Source organism: Zoogloea sp., assembly GCF_041904905.1.
In the GTDB taxonomy this organism is placed as follows: domain Bacteria; phylum Pseudomonadota; class Gammaproteobacteria; order Burkholderiales; family Rhodocyclaceae; genus Zoogloea.
In genome coordinates this window covers 26862-46660 of sequence record NZ_JAYRMI010000027.1, presented here as the reverse complement: position 1 = coordinate 46660, position 19799 = coordinate 26862, and the positions used below count along the sequence as shown (strand labels likewise).

Sequence of the window (19799 nt, the reverse complement as noted above, 5' to 3'; positions counted from 1 at the left end):
GTGCTGCGCCAGACCTTCGAGAAGGAAGGCCGCAGCCTCAAGCGGCGGGCCGGCGGCTACGCCCACGCCAAACAGTACCGGCGCCTGCGCCGGGTGCTCAAGCGCCAGCGCACGATCCTGGGCCGGGTCATGCGTGACCTGGAACGCCGTTTGCCGACGCTGGCTGACGGCATGAAGGAGATCACCACCCTGTGGCTCGAGCGGGCCCGGCGCATCCACACCCAGCGGCCCAAGGACAAGAACAAGCTCTACGCCCTGCACGCGCCGGAAGTCGAGTGCATTGGCAAGGGCAAGGCCCGCCAGCCCTACGAATTCGGGGTCAAGGTGGGTATCGCCACCACCGAGAAAGGCAACCTGATCGTCGGCGCCCGGGCCTTTCCCGGCAACCCCTACGACGGCCACACCCTCGCCGAGCAGATCGAGCAGGCGACGATCCTGATGCAGGACGTCAAAGGCGCCCCGAAGCCCCACACCGCCATCGTCGATCTGGGCTATCGGGGGGTTGAAGTGCCGGGAGTCGAGATCATTCACCGCGGCCGGATCAAGAGTCTGAGCGCCCAGGCCCGCCGTCTGCCCAAACGCCGTCAGGCGGTGGAACCCGTGATCGGGCACCTGAAGGACGACTGCGGACTACGGCGGAACTGGCTGAAAGGATCGGAAGGGGATGTGCTGCACCCGGTGCTGTGTGCTGCCGGGTACAACCTGCGTTGGCTGATGCGGGCGGTGGCCCGTCTGGGGCTGAAGGCCCTTTTTGCGCTCTGGCTTCTGGTTGGGATGCTTGGGCGGGTGGTCAGCGACAACGCGGCCTGGCCGTCAGGCTGGGGGCTGGAAGCGGCGAATTGAATATTTCAGGACCGACTAAAAAAGCCGACGCACCAGCGTCGGCTTTTCAGGCGAGGTTCGTCGGGTTACTTGACGGTTGCCTTGGCGCGTAGGTCGGCGATATGGCGTTCGACACTCTGCTGCTCAAGACGTTGCTTGAGCTGGCCCTTCACTTCGTCGAAAGCCGGTGCCTTGAGGGCGCGGCTGTCTTCGAGCTTGATGACGTGGTAGCCGAAGTCGGTCTTCACCGGGGTGGCGGTGATCTTGCCCTTTTCGAGCTTGGTGAGTGCTTCGGCGAACGGCTTCACGAAGCTGGCCGGGTTGGCCCAGCCCAGATCGCCGCCCTTTTCGCGGGAGCCCGGATCTTTGGACTGCTTGGCGAGCTCGTCGAACTTTTCGCCCTTCTCGAGTTTGGCGATGATGGCCTTGGCGTCTTCTTCCTTCTCGACCAGGATGTGGCGGGCCTTGTATTCCTTGTCGCCAAGCTGGGACTTGATCTTGTCGTACTCGGCCTTCACGTCGGCGTCGGAGATCGGGTGGGTCTTGACGTAATCCTGCAGGTAGGCACGGATGAGGATGGCCTGACGGGCCAGATCCATCTGGGCCTGGACTGTGCCGTTCTTCTCGAAGCCTTTCTTGCGGGCTTCCTGGGACAGAATCTCGCGGCGGACCAGTTCTTCCTTGACGGCGTTGCGCAGTTGTTCGGAGTCAGGGGCGCCCTGAGCCTTCTGCTCCGAGATCATCACGTCGGCGCGGGCCTGGGGAATGGCGGTGCCATTGACGGTGGCCGCAGTCTGGGCAAGGGCGGGCAGGGCGACAAAGGCCGCGAAGAGGGAGACGACCAGACGGCTCGGGAGGGTTTTCATCGGTTTTCCTTGCTGGGTGTGTAGGGGTGTTCAGTGGTCTTGCGGGGTATCGGCCTGGATGGCGAGGGCGTGGATTTCCTTGCGCATCATCTCGCCAAGGGCATCGTAGATCAGGCGGTGGCGCGCGACGGTGTTCTTACCGGCGAACGCGGCCGATACGATGGACAGGCGGTAATGACCGCCGCCGGAGCGGGCGCCGACATGACCGGCATGCAGGGCGCTGTCGTCGATGAGTTCGAGCCTGAGCGGCGCAAGCACTTCGAGGCGCCGGCGGATTTCGTCCGTGACGCTCACGGGAGGGTCTTCCGGAAGGGTTTGACGGTGCAGCGGGTGAATACCCCGGTCGTGATGTAGGGGTCGGCGGCGGCCCAGGCTTCGGCATCGGCCAGCGAGGGAAACTCGGCGACGATCACGCTGCCGGTGAATCCGGCCGGGCCGGGGTCGGGCGAGTCGATGGCAGGGCAGGGGCCGGCCAGGACGAGCCGGCCGTCGGCCTGCAAGGCCTGGAGGCGGGCAACGTGCTCAGGGCGCGCGGCCATACGCTTGTCCAGGGAGCCGGGGGCGTCTTCGCCGATCAGGACATACAGCATTACTTGGGTTCCTCTTCAATGTAGCGGGACAGCAGCATTCCCTGGGCCAGCACGAACACGAGCATCAGGCCCATGCCGCCGAACAGCTTGAAGTTGACCCAGGTTTCTTCGGAAAAATTGTAGGCGACAAACAGGTTGAGGACGCCCATCAGGGCGAAAAAGCCTGCCCAGGCAAAATTGACGCGCTGCCACAGGGGGTCGGGCAGCTTGAGCTGGGCCTCGAGCATCTTGCGGATGAGGTTCTTGTGGAGCACGAGCGCCGAGAAGATCAGCGCCACGGCAAAGAACCAGTACAGCACGGTGGGCTTCCACTTGATGAAGGTGGGGTTCTGGAAGACCAGGGTGGCGCCGCCGAAGATGCCGATGATGGCCAGACTGACCCACAGCATGGTGTCGACCTTGCGATGACGGAACCACACCCAGGCGATCTGCCCCACGGTGGCGGCGATCGCCACGGCGGTGGCGGCGAAGATGCCTGCCGACTTGTAGGCGGCGAAGAACAGGATGATCGGGAACAGGTCGAAGAGAAATTTCATCGCGGGACGCAGGGGCTCAACGGGTTGCCGGTTTGGCGACGGACGGGGTGGCGGGCAGGGCAATGCCCCGTCGGTCGTGAACGGTTGTACTGTACCGAATTACAGCCGATACTGGAAGCGCCCGGCCGAAAACGGCGGGCGATTTACTCACGGGGCTCCGGTGGATCAGCCTTGTTGCGCATGTGATCGGCCAGGCCTTCGATGGCGCCCCACAGGCGCGGGCGGAGCGGGTGATCGGGCAGGATCTCGTCGAGCGCCAGATTCATGCACATCAGCCACTGGTCGCGTTCGGCGGTGGTGATGGTGAAGGGCAGATGGCGGGCGCGCAGGCGGGGATGGCCGTTGGCCTGCTCGTAGAGCGGTGGGCCGCCGAGCCAGCCGCTCAGGTACATGAACAGCTTTTCTTCGGAGCTGGACAGGTCTTCCGGGTGCATCTGCCGGATGCCCCAGGCTTCCGGCAGCGTGTCCATCAGTTCGTAGAAGCGGTGCACCAGGCGGCGCAGGGTGGCTTCGCCGCCGAGCAGGGCGTAGGCGGTGGAGGCTTGCTCAGGTGCCATGGACATCCAGCGAGCGGCTACGGCCGCAGTTGAGGTTGGCGGGCAGCGCTTCGTCCATCATTTCGGGGCGGGGCAGGCTGAGGGCTGCCATCTGCTCGATGAAGCTCTGCCGGTTGTGGCCGACGAAGCGGGGGTTGCTTTCCTTTTCCTGGACGACGCAGGATACCCGGGCGCCGCGGTAGTCGTGACCGGGGTAGATCAGGGTCTCGTCGGGCAGGGTGAACAGCCGTTCGGTGACGCTGTCGTAGAGCTGGCCGGCGTCGCCGCCCTGGAAGTCGGTGCGGCCGCAGCCGCCGATGAGCAGCGCGTCGCCGGTGAAGATGCGGTCGCGCCACTGATAGGTGACGCAGCCGGGAGTGTGGCCCGGGGTGGGGATGACCCGGATCACCTGGTTGCCGAAGACGATGGTGTCGCCGTCGCCGAGCAGACGGTCTGCGCAGCCGGCCCCTCCGGCGCGGCCCATGGCGGTGCGGGCGCCGGTGACTTCGCGCAGACCGGCCGAGCCGGTGATGTGATCCGCGTGGATGTGGGTCTCCAGAATCCAGTCGAGCTGCAGCTCCTGTTCCTGCAGGAAGCTGATGTAGGCGCCCAGGTGGGCCTTGACCGAATCGATGATGACGGCGTCGCCGGTGACGGGATCGGCGAGCAGGTAGGTCAGCGTGGAACTGGCCTCGTCGAAGAACTGGCGGAACAAGATCATGGGGTTTGCGCCATAAAGGGGATTGCTCCGATTCTAGCTTTAACTTGGGTCCTTGGGCGCAGCCTGGAGCAGGATGCAGGCGTCCAGGCCGCCGCCGGGGCGCGGCGCCAGCTGGAAGTCGCCGAACTGCCCGCGGACGATCCGGTCCACGATGGCCAGACCCAGGCCGGAGCCCTTGGTGTTGCTGCGGGCGGCTTCGAGTCGGGTGAAGGGGCGCTTGACCCGCTCGGTCTCCGCCGCCGGAATGCCGGGGCCGCGGTCGAGCACGTGCAGGGCGGGGCGGTCGCCGGACAGCCTGATCTCCAGCTCGGGCGCCCCGCCAGCGTAGTGCAGGGCGTTTTCGACCAGATTGGTGACGGCCCGGCGCAGTGCCTGGGGGCGTGCCAGCGCAGGCGGCGCGCCGCCGTTCCGGACCGCGATGGCGACCCCCCGCCGGGCATACACGCCGGCCAGCTCGTCGGCCAGGTCGCCCAGGTCGACCGCGGCAAGCGCCTCGCCGCCGTCGACGCGGGAGAACTCGAGGAACTGCCCGATGATCCGGTCCATGTCCTCGATGTCCGACACCATCGCGTCCACGTCGGCGGGGTCGGCGCCGCACATCTCGATGCCCAGGCGCAAGCGGGCGAGCGGGGTGCGCAGGTCGTGGGAGACGCCGGCGAGGATCAGCGCCCGGTCGGCGTCGAGCTGCTGCAGGTCGTGGGACATCTGGTTGAAGGCGTGGGCCAGATCGGCCAGCTCGGTGGGGCCGCTCTCGGACAGGCGCGGCGGAATCTCGCCCCGGCCCACGGTGCGGGCCGCGCCGGCCATCGCCCGCAAGGGGCGGTTGAGGCGCGAGACGATCATGTAGGCCCCGAGCATCGCCAGGCTGAGGGCGGCCAGGCCCCACCACATCCACTCGCGGGCGTGGGGGCGGATGATGCGCTCGGCGGGCAGCATCACCCAGAAGTCGTTGTGGTCGGCCGGGTCGTCGGCCTCGATCCGGAAGCTCACCCAGAACCCCGGCAGGCCTTCCCACGACGACCCGAAACGGGTTTCGGCACCCAGTTGCAGGCGCACGTCGGTCATCACTTGGCGGAGCACGGCGGTGTCCTCGAGCGGGTCGATCTTGTCCTGGGGCTCTGCCGGATAGATGCGGATGCCTTCAAGGGTGGCGAGGTCGAGGAGCAGATCCTTGCGCAGCGCCGGGTCGGCGTTGAGCAGCGCGGTGCGGGTGAGGTTGATGATGCTGACGACGGTCTGGGCAGTCTGCCGGGCCCTGTTCTGCTGATCGAAGTGGCTGAAGATGACGGACCAGACGGTGACCGAGGCGAGCATCAGCACCGCCACCAGCAGGAAGATCCGCCACAGCAGCGAGCCGGGCAAGAGGGCGCGGAGGCGAAGCGACGACACGGACCGGCGTTACTGGGCGGTGTGCTTGTTGCCGTCCGGCACGAAGACGTAGCCGAAACCCCACACCGTCTGGATGTAGCGGGGCTTGCCGGGGTCTTCCTCGATGAGCTTGCGTAGGCGGGAGATCTGGACGTCGATGGAGCGGTCGAAGACGTCGTATTCGCGGCCCCGGGCGAGTTCCATCAGGCGGTCGCGGGACAGGGGCTGGCGTGGGTGCTGGAGCAGCACCTTGAGCAGCGCGAATTCGCCGGTGGTGAGCAGGGTCTCCTCGCCGTTGCGGATCAGCACCCGGGAGCCCAGCTGCACCACGATCTGGCCGAAGCGCACGTCTTCGTCCTCGGTGGCGGGGGCGCCTGGCGGGGTCTGCGGCTGGCGGCGCAGCACCGCGTGGATGCGGGCGACGAGCTCGCGGGGGTTGAAGGGCTTGGGCAGGTAGTCGTCGGCGCCCATCTCGAGGCCGACGATGCGGTCCACGTCGTCGCCCTTGGCGGTGAGCATCACGATGGGGATCGGGTTGTTGGTGCCGCGCAGGCGCCGGCAGATCGACAGGCCGTCCTCGCCCGGGAGCATCAGGTCGAGGACCATCAGGTCGAAATGCTCGCGCAGCAGGGCGCGATCCATCTGGGCGGCGTCGCTCACCGTCTTGACGGTGAAACCCTGTTCGCCGAGATAGCGCTTGAGCAGGTCGCGCAGGCGGAGGTCGTCGTCGACGACCAGAATGCGGTAGCTTTCTTTTTCCATGGGCCGAATCGTAGCGCCTCGCCCGCGCGGCCGCCACCGGGGCGGATGGGGGCGGGTAAGCAAACGTAAGTGTTTTCGGGGGTCTAACATCTCCTTACAAAGGCGGGTTCCATGCCGGGGAGGGGCTGCCAGAATCCAATCGGTCAGGTTAGGATTCAGCCCCATGGAACGTCTCATGAGATTCTCGAAACGACGTGCGCTCGGCTTTCTGGTGGCCGGCGCGCTGGGTCTGGGTGCCGCCGCAGCGGCCTCGGCCGACGGCGTCGAGCGGGCTGGGACGTGGCTGCGCTCCTACGCGGGCCCCTACGACCGGCAAGGCCAGTTGCGCGACGCGCAGGGTTTTGCCCCGACCGATCCGCCGCGCCGACCGGAGGCCGAGGAGGCCCGCAACCCGCGGCGCTGGTCATCTGAAGAGCGTCGCCAACTGCGCAACGACGTGCACGAGGCCGGACGCGATCTGTATGGCCCGGTGCGTCGGCGAGACTGAACGCCGGAAGCGGCTCGCCGCGCCGGAAACGGTAGAATGCGCGGGCCATGAAAATCCTCGCCATCGAAACCTCCACCGAAACCGCTTCCGTCGCCCTGCTCGAAGGGGAACGCATCGGCGAGCGGTCGGTTGCCGGTCGCCCCGGCCACTCAGAAACCCTTCTTCCCGAGATCCTCGGCCTGCTCGCCGACGCTGGCGTTGCGCTGGCCGATCTGGACGCCATCGCCTATGGCGCCGGGCCGGGGGCCTTCACTGGTCTGCGTCTGGCCTGCGGCGTGGTGCAGGGTTTGGCGATGGGGGCGAACAAGCCGGCGATTCCGGTGGGCACCCTGGAGGCGCTGGCGAGCCAGTGCGCGGATGAGTCCGGCGCGATCTTCATCGCCGTGGATGCGCGGATGTCTGAAGTTTACTTTGCGGCCTATGAGCGCCGGGACGGTGCGCTGATCGAGCGGCTGGCACCGGCCTGCGCGGCCCCCGCCGACGTGAGGCTGCCGGCGGAAGGCGAGTGGTTCGGCTTCGGGTCGGCGTTCAAGGCGTACGGCGACACCCTGGTGCCCGCCCTTGGCGAGCGCCTGAAGGGCTTCGACGCCTCGCCGCTGCCCCAGGCGTCGAGCGTGGCCCGGCTGGCGGCGCAGCGCTTCGTGCGCGGCGAGACCATCGACGCAGCCCTGGCGGCGCCTCTTTACGTGCGCGACAAAGTGGCGATGACCACCGCCGAGCGGCTTGCCCGCGGTGGCAAGGCGTGAGCGTGGCGGCGTTCCGTTTCGCGCCGATGCAGGCGTCCGATCTGGCCTGGGTGGCCGCCCAGGATCGGGAGCTTTACCCGTTCCCGTGGTCGGAGGGCAACTTTTCCGACTCCCTTGCCGCGGGCTACGGCTGCTGGATGATGTTCGACGGCGCCGAGCCGGTGGGCTACGCGGTGCTGATGCGGGTGCTCGACGAAGCCCACATCCTCAACATCAGCGTGGTGACGGGGCGCCAGCGGGGTGGGCTTGGCCGGCTGCTGCTGGCCCATCTGGCTGATCGTGCCCGTGAAGCCGGCGCAGCCCAGCTCTTTCTCGAAGTGCGGCCGTCCAACGCGCCGGCGCTGGCCTTGTACGCCGGCGCGGGGTTTGAAACCATCGGGCGGCGCAAGGGCTACTACCCGGCGCAGGGCGGCCGCGAGGATGCGCTGGTGATGAGGTTGCCCCTGTGACCCGTCGGCGCGACGCGATCCTGCGGGAGATGGGGCTGGCGCCCCTGTGGCGCCTGCGCGGGGCCGAGCCGGTCGACGACCTGCCGGCCGAAGTGCCCGCCCCCGAGCCGGTTGCCCCGGCGCCTGCTGTGCCGACGTCCCGGCCGGCGCCGCTGGCCGATTTCATGCCGCCTCCGGTCGCCTCGGCGGCGGCGCCTGTGGTGGCGCCTGTCCCGCGTCCCGTCCCGTCCGGCGACCTCGCCGGGCTGGGCTGGGAGGAGCTGGAGGCGCGCATCCGGGCCTGCGACGCCTGCGCCTTGTGCAAGCGCCGCAAGCAGGCGGTGCCCGGGGTGGGCGACCGGCAGGCGGACTGGCTTTTCGTGGGCGAAGGGCCGGGCGCCGACGAGGACGAGCGGGGCGAGCCCTTCGTCGGCCAGGCCGGGCGCCTGCTCGACAACATGCTGGCGAGCATCGGCCTTCGGCGGGGCAGCGACGTTTACATCGGGAATGCGGTCAAGTGCCGGCCGCCCAACAACCGCACCCCGGAGACCGACGAGCTGGCCGCCTGCTTCCCGTATCTCGCGCGCCAGATCGCCCTCATCCAGCCGCGGCTGATCGTCGCCCTCGGGCGTCCGGCGGCTCAGGCGCTGCTCAATCAGGAGGTCCGCATTGCGGCGGCGCGGGGCAAGCTGTTTGCCTACGGCGAGATTCCGGTGGTGGTCACCTATCACCCGGCCTACCTGCTGCGCAACCTGGCGGACAAGGCCAAGGCCTGGGAAGACCTGTGCTTTGCCCGGGCCACGATGAAACGCCTCAAGGCCGACGCGGTCTGATTGCAAGATTTGATGGCGCCCGACGGGGGGCGGCTCGGGCCTGACCCGGGCGGCTAGAATGTCCGGCCCGGGCGCCGGTTCCCGGTTTTTTCACCAGACGAGGACACACCATGCGCATCAAGCTCTTCCTGTCGATGATCCTCTCGCTGCTGCTCCTGTCGGGCTGTGGCTACAACCAGATCCAGATCGACGACGAGCAGGTCGGCGCGTCCTGGTCGGAGGTGCTCAATCAGTACAAGCGCCGGGCCGACCTGATTCCGAATCTGGTTCAGGTGGTGCAGGGCTATGCCGCCCACGAGAAGGACGTGCTCACCCGGGTGACCGAGGCCCGCGCCAACGTGGCCGGCATGAAGGTGACGCCGGAGCTGGTGAACGATCCCGAGGCCATGGCGAAGTTCCAGAAGGCCCAGGGCGAACTCTCGGGCGCGCTGTCGCGCCTGCTGGTGGTGGCCGAGAATTATCCCAACCTGAAGGCCGACGCCAGCTTCCGCGATCTGCAGGCACAGCTCGAGGGCACCGAGAACCGGATCACCGTGGCCCGCAACCGCTACATCAAGGCGGTGCAGGAGTACAACGTGACGGTGCGCACCTTCCCCAACAACCTCACCGCGATGGTGGTTGGCGCCAAGCCGAAGGCCAACTTCTCGGTGGAGAACGAGGCGGCCATCAGCGAGGCGCCCAAGGTGAATTTCGGCGCGCCCACGGTGCCGGCCAAGCCGGCTCAGTAAGCCCGGCAAGGCGCATTCCGCCGTGGCGCCGGCGCGCGTGATCGGACTGCTGGTCGGGCTGTGGCTCGGGCTTTTCGGGCTGGCCTTTGCTCAGGAGTTGCAGCCAGTCCCGGCGCTCCGCGCCCACGTCACCGACACCGTCGGCCTGCTGCCCGAGGATCGGCGTCAGGCGCTGGAGGCCCGGCTCGTACAGCTGGAACGGGATAAGGGCGTCCAGCTGGCGGTGCTGATCGTCCGCACCACCCAGCCGGAGCCCGTCGAGGCCTACGCCCTGCGGGTGGCCGAGGCGTGGCGGCTGGGCCGCAAGGGCGCGGACGACGGCCTGCTTTTCCTGATCGCCCGGGACGACCGGCGGATGCGCATCGAGGTGGGCTACGGGCTGGAGGGCTCGGTGCCCGATGCCGTGGCCCGGCAGATTGTGGCCGATACGGTGGCGCCTCGTTTCAAGGCGGGGGATTTTCCGGGCGGTATCGAGGCCGGGGTGGCTGCTCTGGTGGCGCGCATCGAGGGTGAGGTGCTGCCGGCGCCTGCCGCCCGCCCGGACGGTGGCGGCGATCGGCAGATCGGGCTGGAGGAGCTGCTGGTGCTCGGGATCATCTTCACCATCGTGCTGGGCGGCGTGCTCAAGGCGATCTTCGGCCGGCTGGTGGGGTCGAGCCTGGCGGCCGGCGCGGTTGGCTTCGGTGCGTGGGCGCTGACCGGTGTGGTGCTGGTCGGTGTGGTGGGCGGGGTGCTGGCGCTGGTCTTCGCGCTGGCGAGCGGCAGCGGCGGCGGGCGCAGCGGCGGCCCGTGGATCGGTGGCGGCGGTTTCGGCGGCGGCTTTGGCGGCGGTCGGGGCGGCGGCGGTTGGTCCGGCGGTGGCGGCGGGTTTGGCGGCGGCGGTTCGTCGGGGAGCTGGTGATGCGGATCGGACGTTTGCTTCGCCATCTCTTCACCCCGTCGTGGGTGCTCGGGCGCACCTTCAGCCGGGCGGCGATGGCCGACATCGACGCGGCAGTCAAGGCGTCGGAGGCCCGCCATCGGGGCGAGATCCGGTTTGCGGTCGAGGCGGGGCTGGAACTGCCCGACCTACTGCGCGACACCTCCGCCCGGGAGCGGGCCGTGGCGGTGTTTGCCCGGCTGGGGGTGTGGGACACCGAGGAGAACACCGGCGTTCTGATTTACGTCCAGTGGCTCGACCGGCGGGTGGAGATCGTGGCCGACCGGGGAATCGCCCGGCGGGTGCCTCAGGCCGATTGGGATGCGGTGTGCCGGCAGATGGAGGCGGCTTTCCGCGACGGGCGCTTTGGCGAGGGCGCGGTGGCTGCCGTGCGTGCAGTGGGCGATCTGCTTGCCGGGCCGTTCCCGGCCGCGCCCGACAACCCCAACGAGCTGCCCGACCGCCCCGTGCTGCTGTAGGCGGCGCGCCCGTCGGGTGGTGTCAGTTGCCGCCGAGCAGGGGCGTCTGGCCGATGCTGAAGTAGAGCGAGGCGCCGTGGCCGACTTCGCCTTCGGCCCACACCTCGCCCCCGTGGCGGCGAACGATGCGGGCGACGGTGGCCAGCCCGATGCCGGTGCCGGGGAATTCCCGGTCGGAGTGCAGGCGCTGGAAGGGGCGGAAGAGGTTTTCCCGGTAGCGCATGTCGAAGCCCGCCCCGTTGTCGCGCACCACGAAGGCTTCGACGCCCTCGTGCTGCGTGGCCTCGAAGCGGATCTCCGGGTGCTCGACCCGCCCGGTGAATTTCCAGGCGTTGCCCAGCAGGTTTTCGAGCACGGTGCGCATCAGGCTGGGGTCGCCTTCGACCTGCAGGCTGGGGGCGATGTCGATGAGCACCTCGCGGTTGGGCTCCTGCTGGCGAAGCTCTTCGCAGATGACCTGGGCGAGCTGGGTGAGATCGACCGGGCGGCGTTCGAGTTCTTTCCGGCTGACCCGCGACAGGGTGAGCAGATCGTCGATGAGCTGGCCCATCCGATGGACCGCGGCGCGGACCCGGCGCAGCAGCTCCTTGGCCTCTTCGTCGAGCTTGTCGCCGTAGTCGGAGCCGAGGATGGCGCTGTAGCCTTCGATGGCGCGTAGCGGGGCCCGCAGGTCGTGAGAGACGGAGTAGCTGAAGGATTCCAGCTCGTTGAGGGCGGCACTGAGCTGGGACGTGCGCTCGGCCACCCGGCGTTCGAGTTCGGTGTTGAGGCGCTTGATGGCCCGCTCGGCGAACTTGCGTTCGGTGAGGTCGGTGCCCACCCCGACGATGTGCGGCTTGCCGTCCAGGATGACCCGGCGGCCCACCACCAGGAAGGGCACCGGCTCGCGGTCTGCGCGGCGCAGCATGACTTCGGCCGATGCCTCGCCGGAGAGCAGGGCGGATTCGATCCGGTGGGCCATCACCGGCTCCTGCTCGGGGATGACCAGGCTTTCGGCTTCGGCGTTCTGGAGCTGCGCGTCGGGCAGGCCGGTTAGCTCGGAGACGAAGCGGTTCCACAGCACCAGCCGGCCCTGTTGGTCGAACAGGAAGAAGGGAGCCGGCAGGCTGTCGATGAGGCCGCGGGAGAAGTCGCGCTCGGCCTTGAGCTGCTCTTCGGCCAGCTTGCGGGCGGTGATGTCGCCGATGGAGCCGACGATGCGCACCGCGCGGCCTTCCTGGTTGCGGTGGGCGAGGCCGCGGGCGAGCACCCAGTGGAACTTGCCGTCCTTGTCGGCGAGCCGGTATTCGGATTCGAAGTGGTCGGTCTCGCCCCGCAGGTGGGCGACCACGTCGGCCCGGTAGCGGGCGCGGTCGTCGGGGTGTATGAGCTTGAGCCATTCCTCGCCGGTGGTGCGCAGGGTGTCGCTCTTGAGCCCGAGCAGCGACAGCAGCCGCGACGACAGGTAGAGGTGGCGGGTGGTCGGATCCCAATCCCACAGGCCCTCGTTGGTGCCGCGCTGGGCGAGCACGTAGCGCTCCTTGGTGTCGCGCAGCTGGGCTTCGGCTTCGAGGTGGGCGGTGCGATCCTCGACGATGCCGACGCCGCCCAGGACCACCCGGCCGGTGGCGTCGAACTCGGGCGCGACCCGGATCGACAGGATGTGGACGTCGGTCGAGAGGGGCGAGACGAAGGGGCCGTCGTAGCTGCCGGGCTCGCCCGTGAGGGCCCGCTGCAGCATCGACAGGATGGCTTCGTCGCCCAGGCCGTGGAGGTCGACGCCCTGAAGCTGGGCGGGCGACGAGTGCAGGATGTCGGCGAGCCGGTTGTTGCAGTAGCGGATCTTGAGATCGCTGCCGTAGTGGAAGATGCCGACCGGGGCGTTCTCCACCAGCGCCCGGTAGTGGGCCTGCAGCTCGGGCAGGCAGTCGCGGAACACCAGCACCTTGCCCAGGCGGGCGTGGCCGGCGTCGGGCGGCGTGCCCCGGGCGATGGGCCGGCGCTGGCCCAGGCGGTCGATGAGCACCGTCTGGCCGTCGGTGCTGTCTTCGGTGCGGAAGACGCTGGCGAGGGCTTCGCCCCGGGCCTGCTCTTCGGTCCAGCCGGTGAGCGTTTCGGCCACCGGGTTCATCAGGACGATCCGCGCTTGCGGGTCGGTGGCGATCACCCCCTCGCCGATGCTGCGCAGCATCACCTGCAGGTAGTCGCGGGCGACCCGCTCGGCGGTGTGGTCGATGGCGCTGCCGACGATGGCCTTGAGGCTGCCGTCGGGGTTGCGCAGGAGGGTCATGTTGTCGCGGATCCACAGGGCGTTGCCGGTGGTGGGTTCGAGACGGTATTCGAGGGTGATGCCTACCGGGGCGGTGCCGGGGCTGGCCAGCGCCTCGTTGATCCGCGCCCAGGCCCGGCCCAGATCGTCGGTGGGGATGCGGCGGGCGAAGTGATGCCAGCCGCCGGGGGCGCACAGCAGGTCGGTGGTGGTGCCCAGCCAGGCTTCGGCGCAATCCGAGATGTAGTCGTAGCACTCGTGGGTGGGGTTGAAGCGGTAGAGCACGTGCTGGATATCGGACAGCGCCTCGCGGAAGAGGGCGGGCGGATCGACGGGCAGCGGGCCGGCGCCGAACTCTGCGGGCTGGACGTCGCTGAGCAGGGGCTGGGCGAGGGCGGGCGCCGCGACCGCCTTGGCCGGGGCGCGCAGGAAGAACAGCAGGATGGCGGTGGCGCCGATCAGGATCGGGGTGGCGTGGCCGGGCAGCAGGCGCTCTGCGAGCAGCACGAGCGCGGTGGCGGCCGCGGCGTAGAGTGTCGCGAGCAGCGCCGGGGGGGCGTGCGGCAGCAGCCGCCCGGCCGCAGTGGCGGTGGGCGGGGCGGCGGCTGGCGTGGCGGGGGCGTCGAGCATCGGTTCCCGGCCTGGATCGGACGTCATCGGTTCGTTCCTGTCGGGCTGCGTGCCGGCGCGGTCAGGGCGAGCGTTTCCACGTGGGTGCTTTAAAATCTGTTCTTTTCGATCCAAGAGCCGGTTTCGGTCTTACCATGATTTCTCCATGTCCCGAGGCGGACGCGCACTTCATGCGTCTTGCCCTCGATCTTGCCGAGGAGGCCGGTCGCAACGGCGAGGTGCCGGTTGGCGCGTTGATCGTGGCGCCCGATGGGCGCATCGTCGGGCGCGGTTTCAACCAGCCGATCGGACGTCACGACCCGACCGCCCACGCCGAGGTGATGGCGCTGCGCGACGCGGCGGTCACGCTGGAAAACTACCGCATGCCCGGCTGCACACTCTACGTTACTCTCGAACCGTGCGTCATGTGCGCGGGGGCGATTATGCACGCCCGCATTGCCCGGGTGGTCTTTGGCGCACGCGACCCCAAAACGGGTGTTGCGGGTAGCGTAATCGATCTGTTCGGCGAGACACGCCTAAACCATCACGCCGAGGTGGCCGGAGGCGTGCTTGCCGACACCTGCGGCGGACTTTTGTCCGGTTTTTTTGCGGCTCGCCGCAAGCGGCTGGCGGGAGCGACGCCGTCGTGCTGATCCGCATTCGCATTCCCACCCAGACCCTCGAGCTGTTCGGCGACGATGGGGCGTGCATCCGGCGCTACGCGGTCTCCACTGCCAGGAACGGCCCCGGCGAGCGCACCGGCAGCCATTGCACGCCCCGCGGGCGGCATGTGGTGCGGGCCAAGATCGGCGCGGGCGAGCCGATCGGCGCGGCCTTCCGGGGTCGCCGCCCGACCGGCGAGGTGTGGACGCCCGAAGTGGGCGCGCAGATGCCCGGGCGCGACTGGATCCTCACCCGCATCCTGTGGTTGTCGGGCAAGGAGCCGGGCGTGAATCGCCTGGGCGAGGTGGACACCATGCGCCGCTACATCTACATCCACGGCACGCCCGACACCGAGCCGATGGGGGTGCCGCTGTCCATCGGCTGCGTGCGGATGCGCAACCGGGAGGTGGCCGAGTTGTTCGATCTGGTGCCGGCGGGCACGCCGGTGGAGATTCTGGCGTGAGCGTCGGGCTGGCGGTGCGCCTGGGCAGCTGGGGTGAGCTTGCCGACAAGGCGTCGGCGATCCGTTTCACGGTGTTCGTGGATGAGCAGAAGGTGCCGGCCGAGCTGGAACTGGACGAATTCGATGCCGTGTCGTGTCACGCCCTGGCGCAGGTGGGGGCGGCGGTCGTGGGCACCGGCCGGCTGCTGCCCGACGGCCACATCGGGCGGATGGCGGTGCTGGCCGGGTGGCGTGGTCAGGGGGTGGGCGCGGCCTTGCTGCGGGCGCTCATCGACGAGGCGCGGCGGCGGGGGATGGCGCGGGTGGTGCTCAACGCCCAGACCCACGCGCTGGGTTTTTATGCCCGTTTTGGGTTTTCGCCGGAGGGGGGTGAGTACGAGGAGGCCGGCCTGCCCCACCGGACGATGCACCGCGCGCTGTAAACGCTCTGTTTTAAAGGCAACGAATCTGGTTTTAACTGCAGCGACCGGCGGCAGGGTCAGGCCGCGCCTTCGTGAGTCGAGCGTGGCCGCAGGTGGCTGCGGAACCATGCCGTGGCGAGGGTGGCTGCGGCGTCCAGGGTGCCGGGTTCGCGGAAGAACTCGTCGGTGCCGGGCACCGTCTGCCACGCTTTGTGGGCGCCGATCAGGTCGAAGGCCTGGCGGACGTTGGGGAGGTGCTCGTCCCGCCCGCCGACGATCATCAGGGTGGGGCAGGCGAGCTGGCGCAGGGGGCTGATGCCTGCCAGGCCGGGGCGACCTCCGCGGCACACGAAGGCGTCGATCATCTCCTGCTCGCGGGCCAGGGCGCGGACGGCGGCGGCGCTGCCGGTGCCACTTGCCACCAGGCCGATCGGCAGGCCAACGAGCGGCGGCTGGTGGCGCAGCCATTCAAACAGGGCGTCGATGCGCTGGCCGAGGAGCGGCGTGTTGTAGCGGGTGTCGGGGTCGCGGCTTTCCTCGTGGCGGGTGAGGAGGTCGAAGATCAGGGTGGAGAAGCCGGCGTCCTGCAGCCGTCGGGCGAAGTGGGCCTCGCGGGATTCCCGGTGGTTGCCCACGGCGGTCTGGGCGATGACGATCAGCCCGGCGCTATCGGGCGCGTGGGCCTGGAGCGCTTCCAGCCAGACCGGGCCGGCGGGAATGCTGAGTTCGGTGTGGCGCAGTTTCATCATGGGCGGGACGATGGCACGAGCCCTTGCCGGCGGACAAGGGAATGCGTCACCCGTGCTCCGCGCGAATGTGAACGGGAACACGGCGCGGGCCGAAAGCGCCGTGGAATTCGCCGAAGCGCCCGGCTAGCGGGGTGCCGCAGCCGGTGCAGGCGCCGTGGGCGTCGAGCCGGTAGGCGCCGACGGCGTACCAGTCGCGCTCGATGACGACCTGACCGCAGCCGGGGCAGTAGGTGGCGCTGCCGTCGGGGTCGTGAACGTTGCCGGTGTAGACGTGGTGCAGGCCGGCATCGCGGGCGATGCGCCGGGCGCGGGTGAGGGTGGCGGGCGGGGTGGGCGGAATCCGGTCGAGCTTGTAATCGGGGTGGAAGGCGGTGAAGTGCAGGGGCACGTCGGGGCCCAGTTCGGTGGCGACCCACCGGCTGAGTGCGGCGATCTCGGCGTCGGAATCGTTGAGGCCGGGGATCAGGAGGGTGGTGATCTCGACCCACACGTCGGTGTCGTGGTGGAGCCAGGCGAGGGTGTCGAGCACCGGCGTGAGGTGCGCGCCGCACTGGTGCACGTAGAAGTCGTCGGTGAAGGCCTTGAGGTCGACATTGGCGGCGTCCATCGCGGCGAAGAAGTCGCGCCGGGCGTCGGGGTGGATGTAGCCGGCGGTGACCGCCACGTTGGCAATGCCTTGCGCGCGGCAGGCGAGGGCGGTGTCGATGGCGTACTCGGCGAAGATTACCGGGTCGTTGTAGGTGTAGGCCACGCTGCGGCAGCGGTGGCGGGCGGCGGCCGCGGCGATGTCGGCCGGGCCGGCGGTGTCCATCAGCCGGTCCATGTCGCGGCTCTTGGAGATGTCCCAGTTCTGGCAGAACTTGCACGCCAGGTTGCAGCCGGCGGTGCCGAAGGAGAGCACGCTGCTGCCGGGGTAGAAGTGGTTGAGGGGCTTCTTTTCGATGGGGTCGATGCAGAAGCCGGAGCTGCGCCCGTAGGTGGTGAGCACCATCCTGCCGTCGACCCTCTGGCGCACGAAGCAGGCGCCGCGCTGGCCTTCGTGGAGCCGGCAATCCCGCGGGCACAGGTCGCACTGCAGGCGGCCGTCGTCGAGGGCGTGCCAGTAGCGGGCGGGATGGGCGGTCATGGTGTCAATCCCGGCTGGGTGGCGGCTCGTACCACTTCTGGACCTGATACACCGCGATCATCACGTTGGGCCCCCAGAAATCCACCGGCAGCCGGGCCTTCTGTTTGAGGGCGGCCATGAAGCTGGCCTTGTCGGGCAGCTGTTCCCACACCTGGGGCAGGAAGGTGGCCTTCTGGCAGCCGTTGAAGAAAATCACGCCGTCGACGCCCGGGCGGAGCTGGGCGAGGGCGTCGGCTTCGTCGCGGAACTCGAGGAATTCCGGTTCGCTGAGGAGCGACACCTCGATGCGCACCTTGTCGAACTCATCGGCCGACAGGGGCGGGAAGCGCGGGTCGGAGAGGGCGGCGGCGACGGCGTTCTCGCGCACGTCGATGCCCAGCGCCCGGTGGGCGTTGAGGCTGCCGATGCAGCCGCGCAGCTCGCCATCGATGGTGAGGGTGACGAAGGTGGCGCCGCGCTGGGCCAGCTGCGGGTCGTCGAAGCTTGCCGGGGTGGGCAGGTCGAGGGCGTCGGCGATGGCCTTGCGGGCCTGGGCGAGGAGGACGCGGCCGAGGGGGTTGTCAGTGCTGGGCATGGTTGCGGTCTTCGGAGAAGGCGATGGAGGCGTAGCCGACCACCCGGTCGCGGTCGCCGGCGGTGTCGCCGGAGTTGCGCAGATCAAGCAGGTGGGGCGCAAGGCGATGGCGCTGGGCGGCGATGAGCAGGCCGTTGATGGCGCCGGCGCCGCAGGCTTGCTCGCCGTCCAGATGGGGGTCGAGCTGGGCGATCATGGCGATGGTGGCTTTGTCGCGCCACTGGGCCTGGCGGTAGGGGTGGTAGTGGGAGAGGTCGGAGCTGATGACGATCAGGGTCTCGGGCCCGCCCCACAGGGCTTCGAGCAGCCGGGCGACGAGATCGGGGTCGAGCTGCCCCACGGCCACCGGCAGGATCTCGAAGTGATCGAGGGTGGATTGCAGGAAGGGGAGCTGGACCTCGATGGCATGCTCTTCGGCGTGGGGGCGGTCGTCCACCAGCACGCCGGGCAGCTCGCGGGCGGCGAGCCAGGCGGCGCGGTCGACGGCCACCGTGCCCAGCGGGGTGACGAAGGACTGGGCGGCGGGAATGGCCATCCCGCGCACCGCGACCCGGTGGGTGGGGCAGAGGATCAGCACCCGGCGGACGATGTCGCGGCGCAGGACGAGTTCGGCGTAGGCGCTGGCGGCGACCGCGCCGGAGTAGATGTAGCCCGCGTGGGGCACGATGATCGCCTTGGGTGAATGGACCACCTCGGCCGGCAGCGCGCCGGCGAGGTAGCCCGAGATCTGGGCGTGGAGACTGTGGGGGTCGGCCGGGTAGAACAGTCCGGCAACCGCCGGCAGACGCTGTGACGCTTGAGCCATGATTTCCTCTTGCCTTGAATGCCGTGGGCGAGCCTTGATTCCATTATAGGGAGGTGTGCGCCAACCATGCGATGCCACCGGCGATGCCGGCCCCCACCGCCAGCATGCCGCCCAGCACCCGGCGGCCCAGGCCGCGCCCGCCGAGGGTGAAGGCCAGGGCCGACTTGAAGGCCAGATTGGCGAGCATCGCCAGCAGGATCGCCACCGCCGCCGGGGCCGCTTCGAGCTTGCCCACGCTGAGCAGGCGCAGGGTGGACAGGGTGATGGCGTCCACGTCGGTAAGCCCCGAGACGAAGGCCAGCAGGTAGAGCCCGCCCCGTCCGGCGATGTCCGACAGCCACGCGGCGCACAGCAGCACGCCGGCGTAGAGCAGGCCGAAGCCGAGGGCGGCGCGCAGCTCGGTGGGGTTGCGGGTTTCGGGCACCGGCAGGGCGTCGCGCCCGGCGAGCTGGCGCCAGTTGAGGGCGATCACCACCCCGCCGATCAGGATCGCCAGCGTGCAACCCAGCAGCAGTAGCGGCACCACCGACTGGGACAGCGCCCAGGCGATCCCCAGGATGCGCACCACCATGATGAGGTTGGCGAGGAGGATGACCAGCGTGGCGGTGGCGGCCATCGCGGGGTTCTCCCGGGCGTGGCGGGCGAAGACCATGGTGGTGGCGGTGCTCGACACCAGTCCGCCCAGCAGGCCCAGCAAGGGCGCGCCGTAGCGGGCGCCCACCAGGCGCAGCGCGGCGTAGCCGGCCAGGCTGACGCCGGCGATCAGCACCACCATCAGCCACACCTGATGCGGATTGACCGCCTCGTAGGGCCCGAAGCCGCGGTTGGGGAGAATCGGCAGGACGATCAGCGAGAGCACCGAGAACTGCAGGATCGAGCGCCAGTCCTGGGCGGTGAGCCGGGCCGCCACGCCGCGCAGCTCCGACTTGTAGTAGAGCAGCATGGTGGCGCCCACCGCCGCCATCACCGCCAGCCGTCCGTGGCCCAGCCACACCATGGCGCCGAGGATGAAGCACACCAGCAGGGCGATCACCGAGGTGGTGCCGGGATCGTCCGGTTCGGGCTGGCGCAGGTTGGTGGCGATGATCATCGCCGCCACCAGCACAAAGCCGGTGATGACGAAGGCCGGCGTGGCGAGCTGTTCGGCCAGCAGCGCCGACAGCGCCCCCAGCAGCCCGGTGAGACCGAAGGTGCGCACCCCGGCCCGGGCGGCGGGGCGGCGCTCCCGTTCGAGCCCCATCAGCAGCCCGATGGCGGTGGCGAGGGCGAGGGCTTCGAGCTGGCGTGGTTCGAAAGGCAGGGAGAACAGCATGGCGATCTCGACTGGGGTAGTGTCCCAT

The 19799-nt window shown here is 69.2% G+C and carries 25 protein-coding genes; 11 read left to right on the top strand and 14 right to left on the bottom strand.

All coding sequences use genetic code 11. The features are described 5' to 3' along the window. Nucleotides 1–843, top strand: an 843-nt coding sequence (locus ACE3N6_RS09775; RefSeq protein ID WP_374245222.1) for a transposase, incomplete at its 5' end; no start/stop codon positions are given. A 65-nt stretch (nt 844–908) separates the two neighbouring features. Here ACE3N6_RS09775 and ACE3N6_RS09770 read toward each other — a convergent pair. The 8 genes from ACE3N6_RS09770 to ompR form a co-directional block, all read right to left on the bottom strand. Next, entirely contained in the window at nt 909–1688 is a 780-nt protein-coding gene (locus ACE3N6_RS09770; protein ID WP_374245220.1) for a peptidylprolyl isomerase, read from the bottom strand. Nucleotides 1689–1718: 30 nt separating this feature from the next. Then, nucleotides 1719–1982 carry a BolA family protein gene (locus ACE3N6_RS09765; protein WP_374245218.1) on the bottom strand — a complete coding sequence of 88 codons (264 nt, stop codon included), beginning with the start codon at nt 1980–1982 and terminating at the stop codon, nt 1719–1721. Next, the gene (locus ACE3N6_RS09760; RefSeq protein ID WP_374245216.1) at nt 1979–2278 is read right to left on the bottom strand and encodes a YciI family protein; all 300 of its coding nucleotides are present in this window, start codon (nt 2276–2278) and stop codon (nt 1979–1981) included. Before ACE3N6_RS09760 ends, ACE3N6_RS09765 begins: the two co-directional genes overlap by 4 nt. Continuing rightward, nucleotides 2278–2814, bottom strand: coding sequence for a septation protein A (locus tag ACE3N6_RS09755; protein WP_374245214.1), 537 nt, complete (start codon nt 2812–2814; stop codon nt 2278–2280). Before ACE3N6_RS09755 ends, ACE3N6_RS09760 begins: the two co-directional genes overlap by 1 nt. Before the next feature lie 143 nt (nt 2815–2957). Beyond that, nucleotides 2958–3371, bottom strand: coding sequence for a group II truncated hemoglobin (locus ACE3N6_RS09750; protein ID WP_374245212.1), 414 nt, complete (start codon nt 3369–3371; stop codon nt 2958–2960). Beyond that, nucleotides 3361–4071, bottom strand: coding sequence for an MBL fold metallo-hydrolase (locus ACE3N6_RS09745; RefSeq protein ID WP_374245210.1), 711 nt, complete (start codon nt 4069–4071; stop codon nt 3361–3363). The genes ACE3N6_RS09750 and ACE3N6_RS09745 overlap by 11 nt, the downstream gene beginning before the upstream one ends. A gap of 39 nt (nt 4072–4110) precedes the next feature. Beyond that, nucleotides 4111–5460 carry an ATP-binding protein gene (locus ACE3N6_RS09740; RefSeq protein ID WP_374245208.1) on the bottom strand — a complete coding sequence of 450 codons (1350 nt, stop codon included), beginning with the start codon at nt 5458–5460 and terminating at the stop codon, nt 4111–4113. 9 nt (nt 5461–5469) lie between these two features. After that, nucleotides 5470–6201 carry a two-component system response regulator OmpR gene (gene ompR, locus ACE3N6_RS09735; protein WP_374245206.1) on the bottom strand — a complete coding sequence of 244 codons (732 nt, stop codon included), beginning with the start codon at nt 6199–6201 and terminating at the stop codon, nt 5470–5472. Between the two features lie 163 nt (nt 6202–6364). Between ompR and ACE3N6_RS09730 the strand changes: the two genes are divergently transcribed. The 7 genes from ACE3N6_RS09730 (at nt 6365) to ACE3N6_RS09700 (ending at nt 10821) form a co-directional block, all read left to right on the top strand. Next, a complete protein-coding gene (locus ACE3N6_RS09730; RefSeq protein WP_374245204.1) occupies nt 6365–6688 on the top strand; it encodes a hypothetical protein in 324 nt (107 codons plus the stop codon). Between the two features lie 47 nt (nt 6689–6735). Then, complete coding sequence (gene tsaB, locus ACE3N6_RS09725; protein WP_374245202.1) at nt 6736–7434, top strand: tRNA (adenosine(37)-N6)-threonylcarbamoyltransferase complex dimerization subunit type 1 TsaB; 699 nt, start codon at nt 6736–6738, stop codon at nt 7432–7434. Nucleotides 7435–7436: 2 nt separating this feature from the next. Next, complete coding sequence (gene rimI / locus ACE3N6_RS09720; protein WP_374245200.1) at nt 7437–7883, top strand: ribosomal protein S18-alanine N-acetyltransferase; 447 nt, start codon at nt 7437–7439, stop codon at nt 7881–7883. 29 nt (nt 7884–7912) lie between these two features. Beyond that, complete coding sequence (locus ACE3N6_RS09715) at nt 7913–8695, top strand: uracil-DNA glycosylase family protein (protein ID WP_374245224.1); 783 nt, start codon at nt 7913–7915, stop codon at nt 8693–8695. Between the two features lie 110 nt (nt 8696–8805). Beyond that, a complete protein-coding gene (locus ACE3N6_RS09710; RefSeq protein WP_374245198.1) occupies nt 8806–9423 on the top strand; it encodes a LemA family protein in 618 nt (205 codons plus the stop codon). A 37-nt stretch (nt 9424–9460) separates the two neighbouring features. Then, a complete protein-coding gene (locus tag ACE3N6_RS09705) occupies nt 9461–10324 on the top strand; it encodes a YgcG family protein (protein WP_374245196.1) in 864 nt (287 codons plus the stop codon). Further along, a complete protein-coding gene (locus ACE3N6_RS09700) occupies nt 10324–10821 on the top strand; it encodes a TPM domain-containing protein (RefSeq protein ID WP_374245194.1) in 498 nt (165 codons plus the stop codon). The genes ACE3N6_RS09705 and ACE3N6_RS09700 overlap by 1 nt, the downstream gene beginning before the upstream one ends. 22 nt (nt 10822–10843) lie before the next feature. On the opposite strand, the gene ACE3N6_RS09695 is transcribed toward ACE3N6_RS09700, so the two are convergent. Beyond that, nucleotides 10844–13726 (bottom strand): PAS domain S-box protein, encoded by a 2883-nt coding sequence (locus tag ACE3N6_RS09695; protein ID WP_374245192.1) that lies wholly within the window; start codon nt 13724–13726, stop codon nt 10844–10846. Nucleotides 13727–13833: 107 nt separating this feature from the next. Between ACE3N6_RS09695 and tadA the strand changes: the two genes are divergently transcribed. The 3 genes from tadA to ACE3N6_RS09680 are packed head-to-tail and all read left to right on the top strand — an operon-like array spanning nt 13834 to nt 15226. Next, the gene (gene tadA, locus ACE3N6_RS09690; protein ID WP_374245190.1) at nt 13834–14331 is read left to right on the top strand and encodes a tRNA adenosine(34) deaminase TadA; all 498 of its coding nucleotides are present in this window, start codon (nt 13834–13836) and stop codon (nt 14329–14331) included. Next, nucleotides 14325–14804: a L,D-transpeptidase family protein gene (locus tag ACE3N6_RS09685; RefSeq protein ID WP_374245188.1), complete on the top strand. Its 480-nt coding sequence runs from the start codon at nt 14325–14327 to the stop codon at nt 14802–14804. Before tadA ends, ACE3N6_RS09685 begins: the two co-directional genes overlap by 7 nt. After that, entirely contained in the window at nt 14801–15226 is a 426-nt protein-coding gene (locus ACE3N6_RS09680; protein ID WP_374245186.1) for a GNAT family N-acetyltransferase, read from the top strand. Before ACE3N6_RS09685 ends, ACE3N6_RS09680 begins: the two co-directional genes overlap by 4 nt. Before the next feature lie 56 nt (nt 15227–15282). Here the strand turns inward: ACE3N6_RS09680 and ACE3N6_RS09675 are convergent, their stop codons facing one another. From ACE3N6_RS09675 to ACE3N6_RS09655, 5 genes are read right to left on the bottom strand one after another with little or no spacing between them, the layout of a single operon-like run. Next, complete coding sequence (locus tag ACE3N6_RS09675; protein WP_374245184.1) at nt 15283–15954, bottom strand: dienelactone hydrolase family protein; 672 nt, start codon at nt 15952–15954, stop codon at nt 15283–15285. Between the two features lie 46 nt (nt 15955–16000). Then, complete coding sequence (amrS, locus tag ACE3N6_RS09670) at nt 16001–17080, bottom strand: AmmeMemoRadiSam system radical SAM enzyme (RefSeq protein ID WP_374245182.1); 1080 nt, start codon at nt 17078–17080, stop codon at nt 16001–16003. 4 nt (nt 17081–17084) lie between these two features. Continuing rightward, nucleotides 17085–17654: an AmmeMemoRadiSam system protein A gene (gene amrA, locus ACE3N6_RS09665; RefSeq protein ID WP_374245180.1), complete on the bottom strand. Its 570-nt coding sequence runs from the start codon at nt 17652–17654 to the stop codon at nt 17085–17087. Beyond that, complete coding sequence (gene amrB, locus ACE3N6_RS09660; protein ID WP_374245178.1) at nt 17641–18459, bottom strand: AmmeMemoRadiSam system protein B; 819 nt, start codon at nt 18457–18459, stop codon at nt 17641–17643. The genes amrA and amrB overlap by 14 nt, the downstream gene beginning before the upstream one ends. Nucleotides 18460–18502: 43 nt before the next feature. Next, entirely contained in the window at nt 18503–19771 is a 1269-nt protein-coding gene (locus ACE3N6_RS09655) for an MgtC/SapB family protein (RefSeq protein ID WP_374245176.1), read from the bottom strand. Between the last annotated feature and the right edge of the window lie 28 nt (nt 19772–19799).

Coding starts and splice junctions, on each gene's coding strand:
- ACE3N6_RS09770 (WP_374245220.1), bottom strand. CDS start 1,688: ATGAAAACCCTCCCGAGCCGTCTGGTCGTCTCCCTCTTCGCGGCCTTT.
- ACE3N6_RS09760 (WP_374245216.1), bottom strand. CDS start 2,278: ATGCTGTATGTCCTGATCGGCGAAGACGCCCCCGGCTCCCTGGACAAG.
- ACE3N6_RS09755 (WP_374245214.1), bottom strand. CDS start 2,814: ATGAAATTTCTCTTCGACCTGTTCCCGATCATCCTGTTCTTCGCCGCC.
- ACE3N6_RS09750 (WP_374245212.1), bottom strand. CDS start 3,371: ATGGCACCTGAGCAAGCCTCCACCGCCTACGCCCTGCTCGGCGGCGAA.
- ACE3N6_RS09745 (WP_374245210.1), bottom strand. CDS start 4,071: ATGATCTTGTTCCGCCAGTTCTTCGACGAGGCCAGTTCCACGCTGACC.
- ompR (WP_374245206.1), bottom strand. CDS start 6,201: ATGGAAAAAGAAAGCTACCGCATTCTGGTCGTCGACGACGACCTCCGC.
- ACE3N6_RS09730 (WP_374245204.1), top strand. CDS start 6,365: ATGGAACGTCTCATGAGATTCTCGAAACGACGTGCGCTCGGCTTTCTG.
- tsaB (WP_374245202.1), top strand. CDS start 6,736: ATGAAAATCCTCGCCATCGAAACCTCCACCGAAACCGCTTCCGTCGCC.
- ACE3N6_RS09715 (WP_374245224.1), top strand. CDS start 7,913: ATGGGGCTGGCGCCCCTGTGGCGCCTGCGCGGGGCCGAGCCGGTCGAC.
- ACE3N6_RS09710 (WP_374245198.1), top strand. CDS start 8,806: ATGCGCATCAAGCTCTTCCTGTCGATGATCCTCTCGCTGCTGCTCCTG.
- ACE3N6_RS09700 (WP_374245194.1), top strand. CDS start 10,324: ATGCGGATCGGACGTTTGCTTCGCCATCTCTTCACCCCGTCGTGGGTG.
- ACE3N6_RS09695 (WP_374245192.1), bottom strand. CDS start 13,726: ATGACGTCCGATCCAGGCCGGGAACCGATGCTCGACGCCCCCGCCACG.
- tadA (WP_374245190.1), top strand. CDS start 13,834: ATGATTTCTCCATGTCCCGAGGCGGACGCGCACTTCATGCGTCTTGCC.
- ACE3N6_RS09675 (WP_374245184.1), bottom strand. CDS start 15,954: ATGATGAAACTGCGCCACACCGAACTCAGCATTCCCGCCGGCCCGGTC.
- amrS (WP_374245182.1), bottom strand. CDS start 17,080: ATGACCGCCCATCCCGCCCGCTACTGGCACGCCCTCGACGACGGCCGC.
- amrA (WP_374245180.1), bottom strand. CDS start 17,654: ATGCCCAGCACTGACAACCCCCTCGGCCGCGTCCTCCTCGCCCAGGCC.
- amrB (WP_374245178.1), bottom strand. CDS start 18,459: ATGGCTCAAGCGTCACAGCGTCTGCCGGCGGTTGCCGGACTGTTCTAC.
- ACE3N6_RS09655 (WP_374245176.1), bottom strand. CDS start 19,771: ATGCTGTTCTCCCTGCCTTTCGAACCACGCCAGCTCGAAGCCCTCGCC.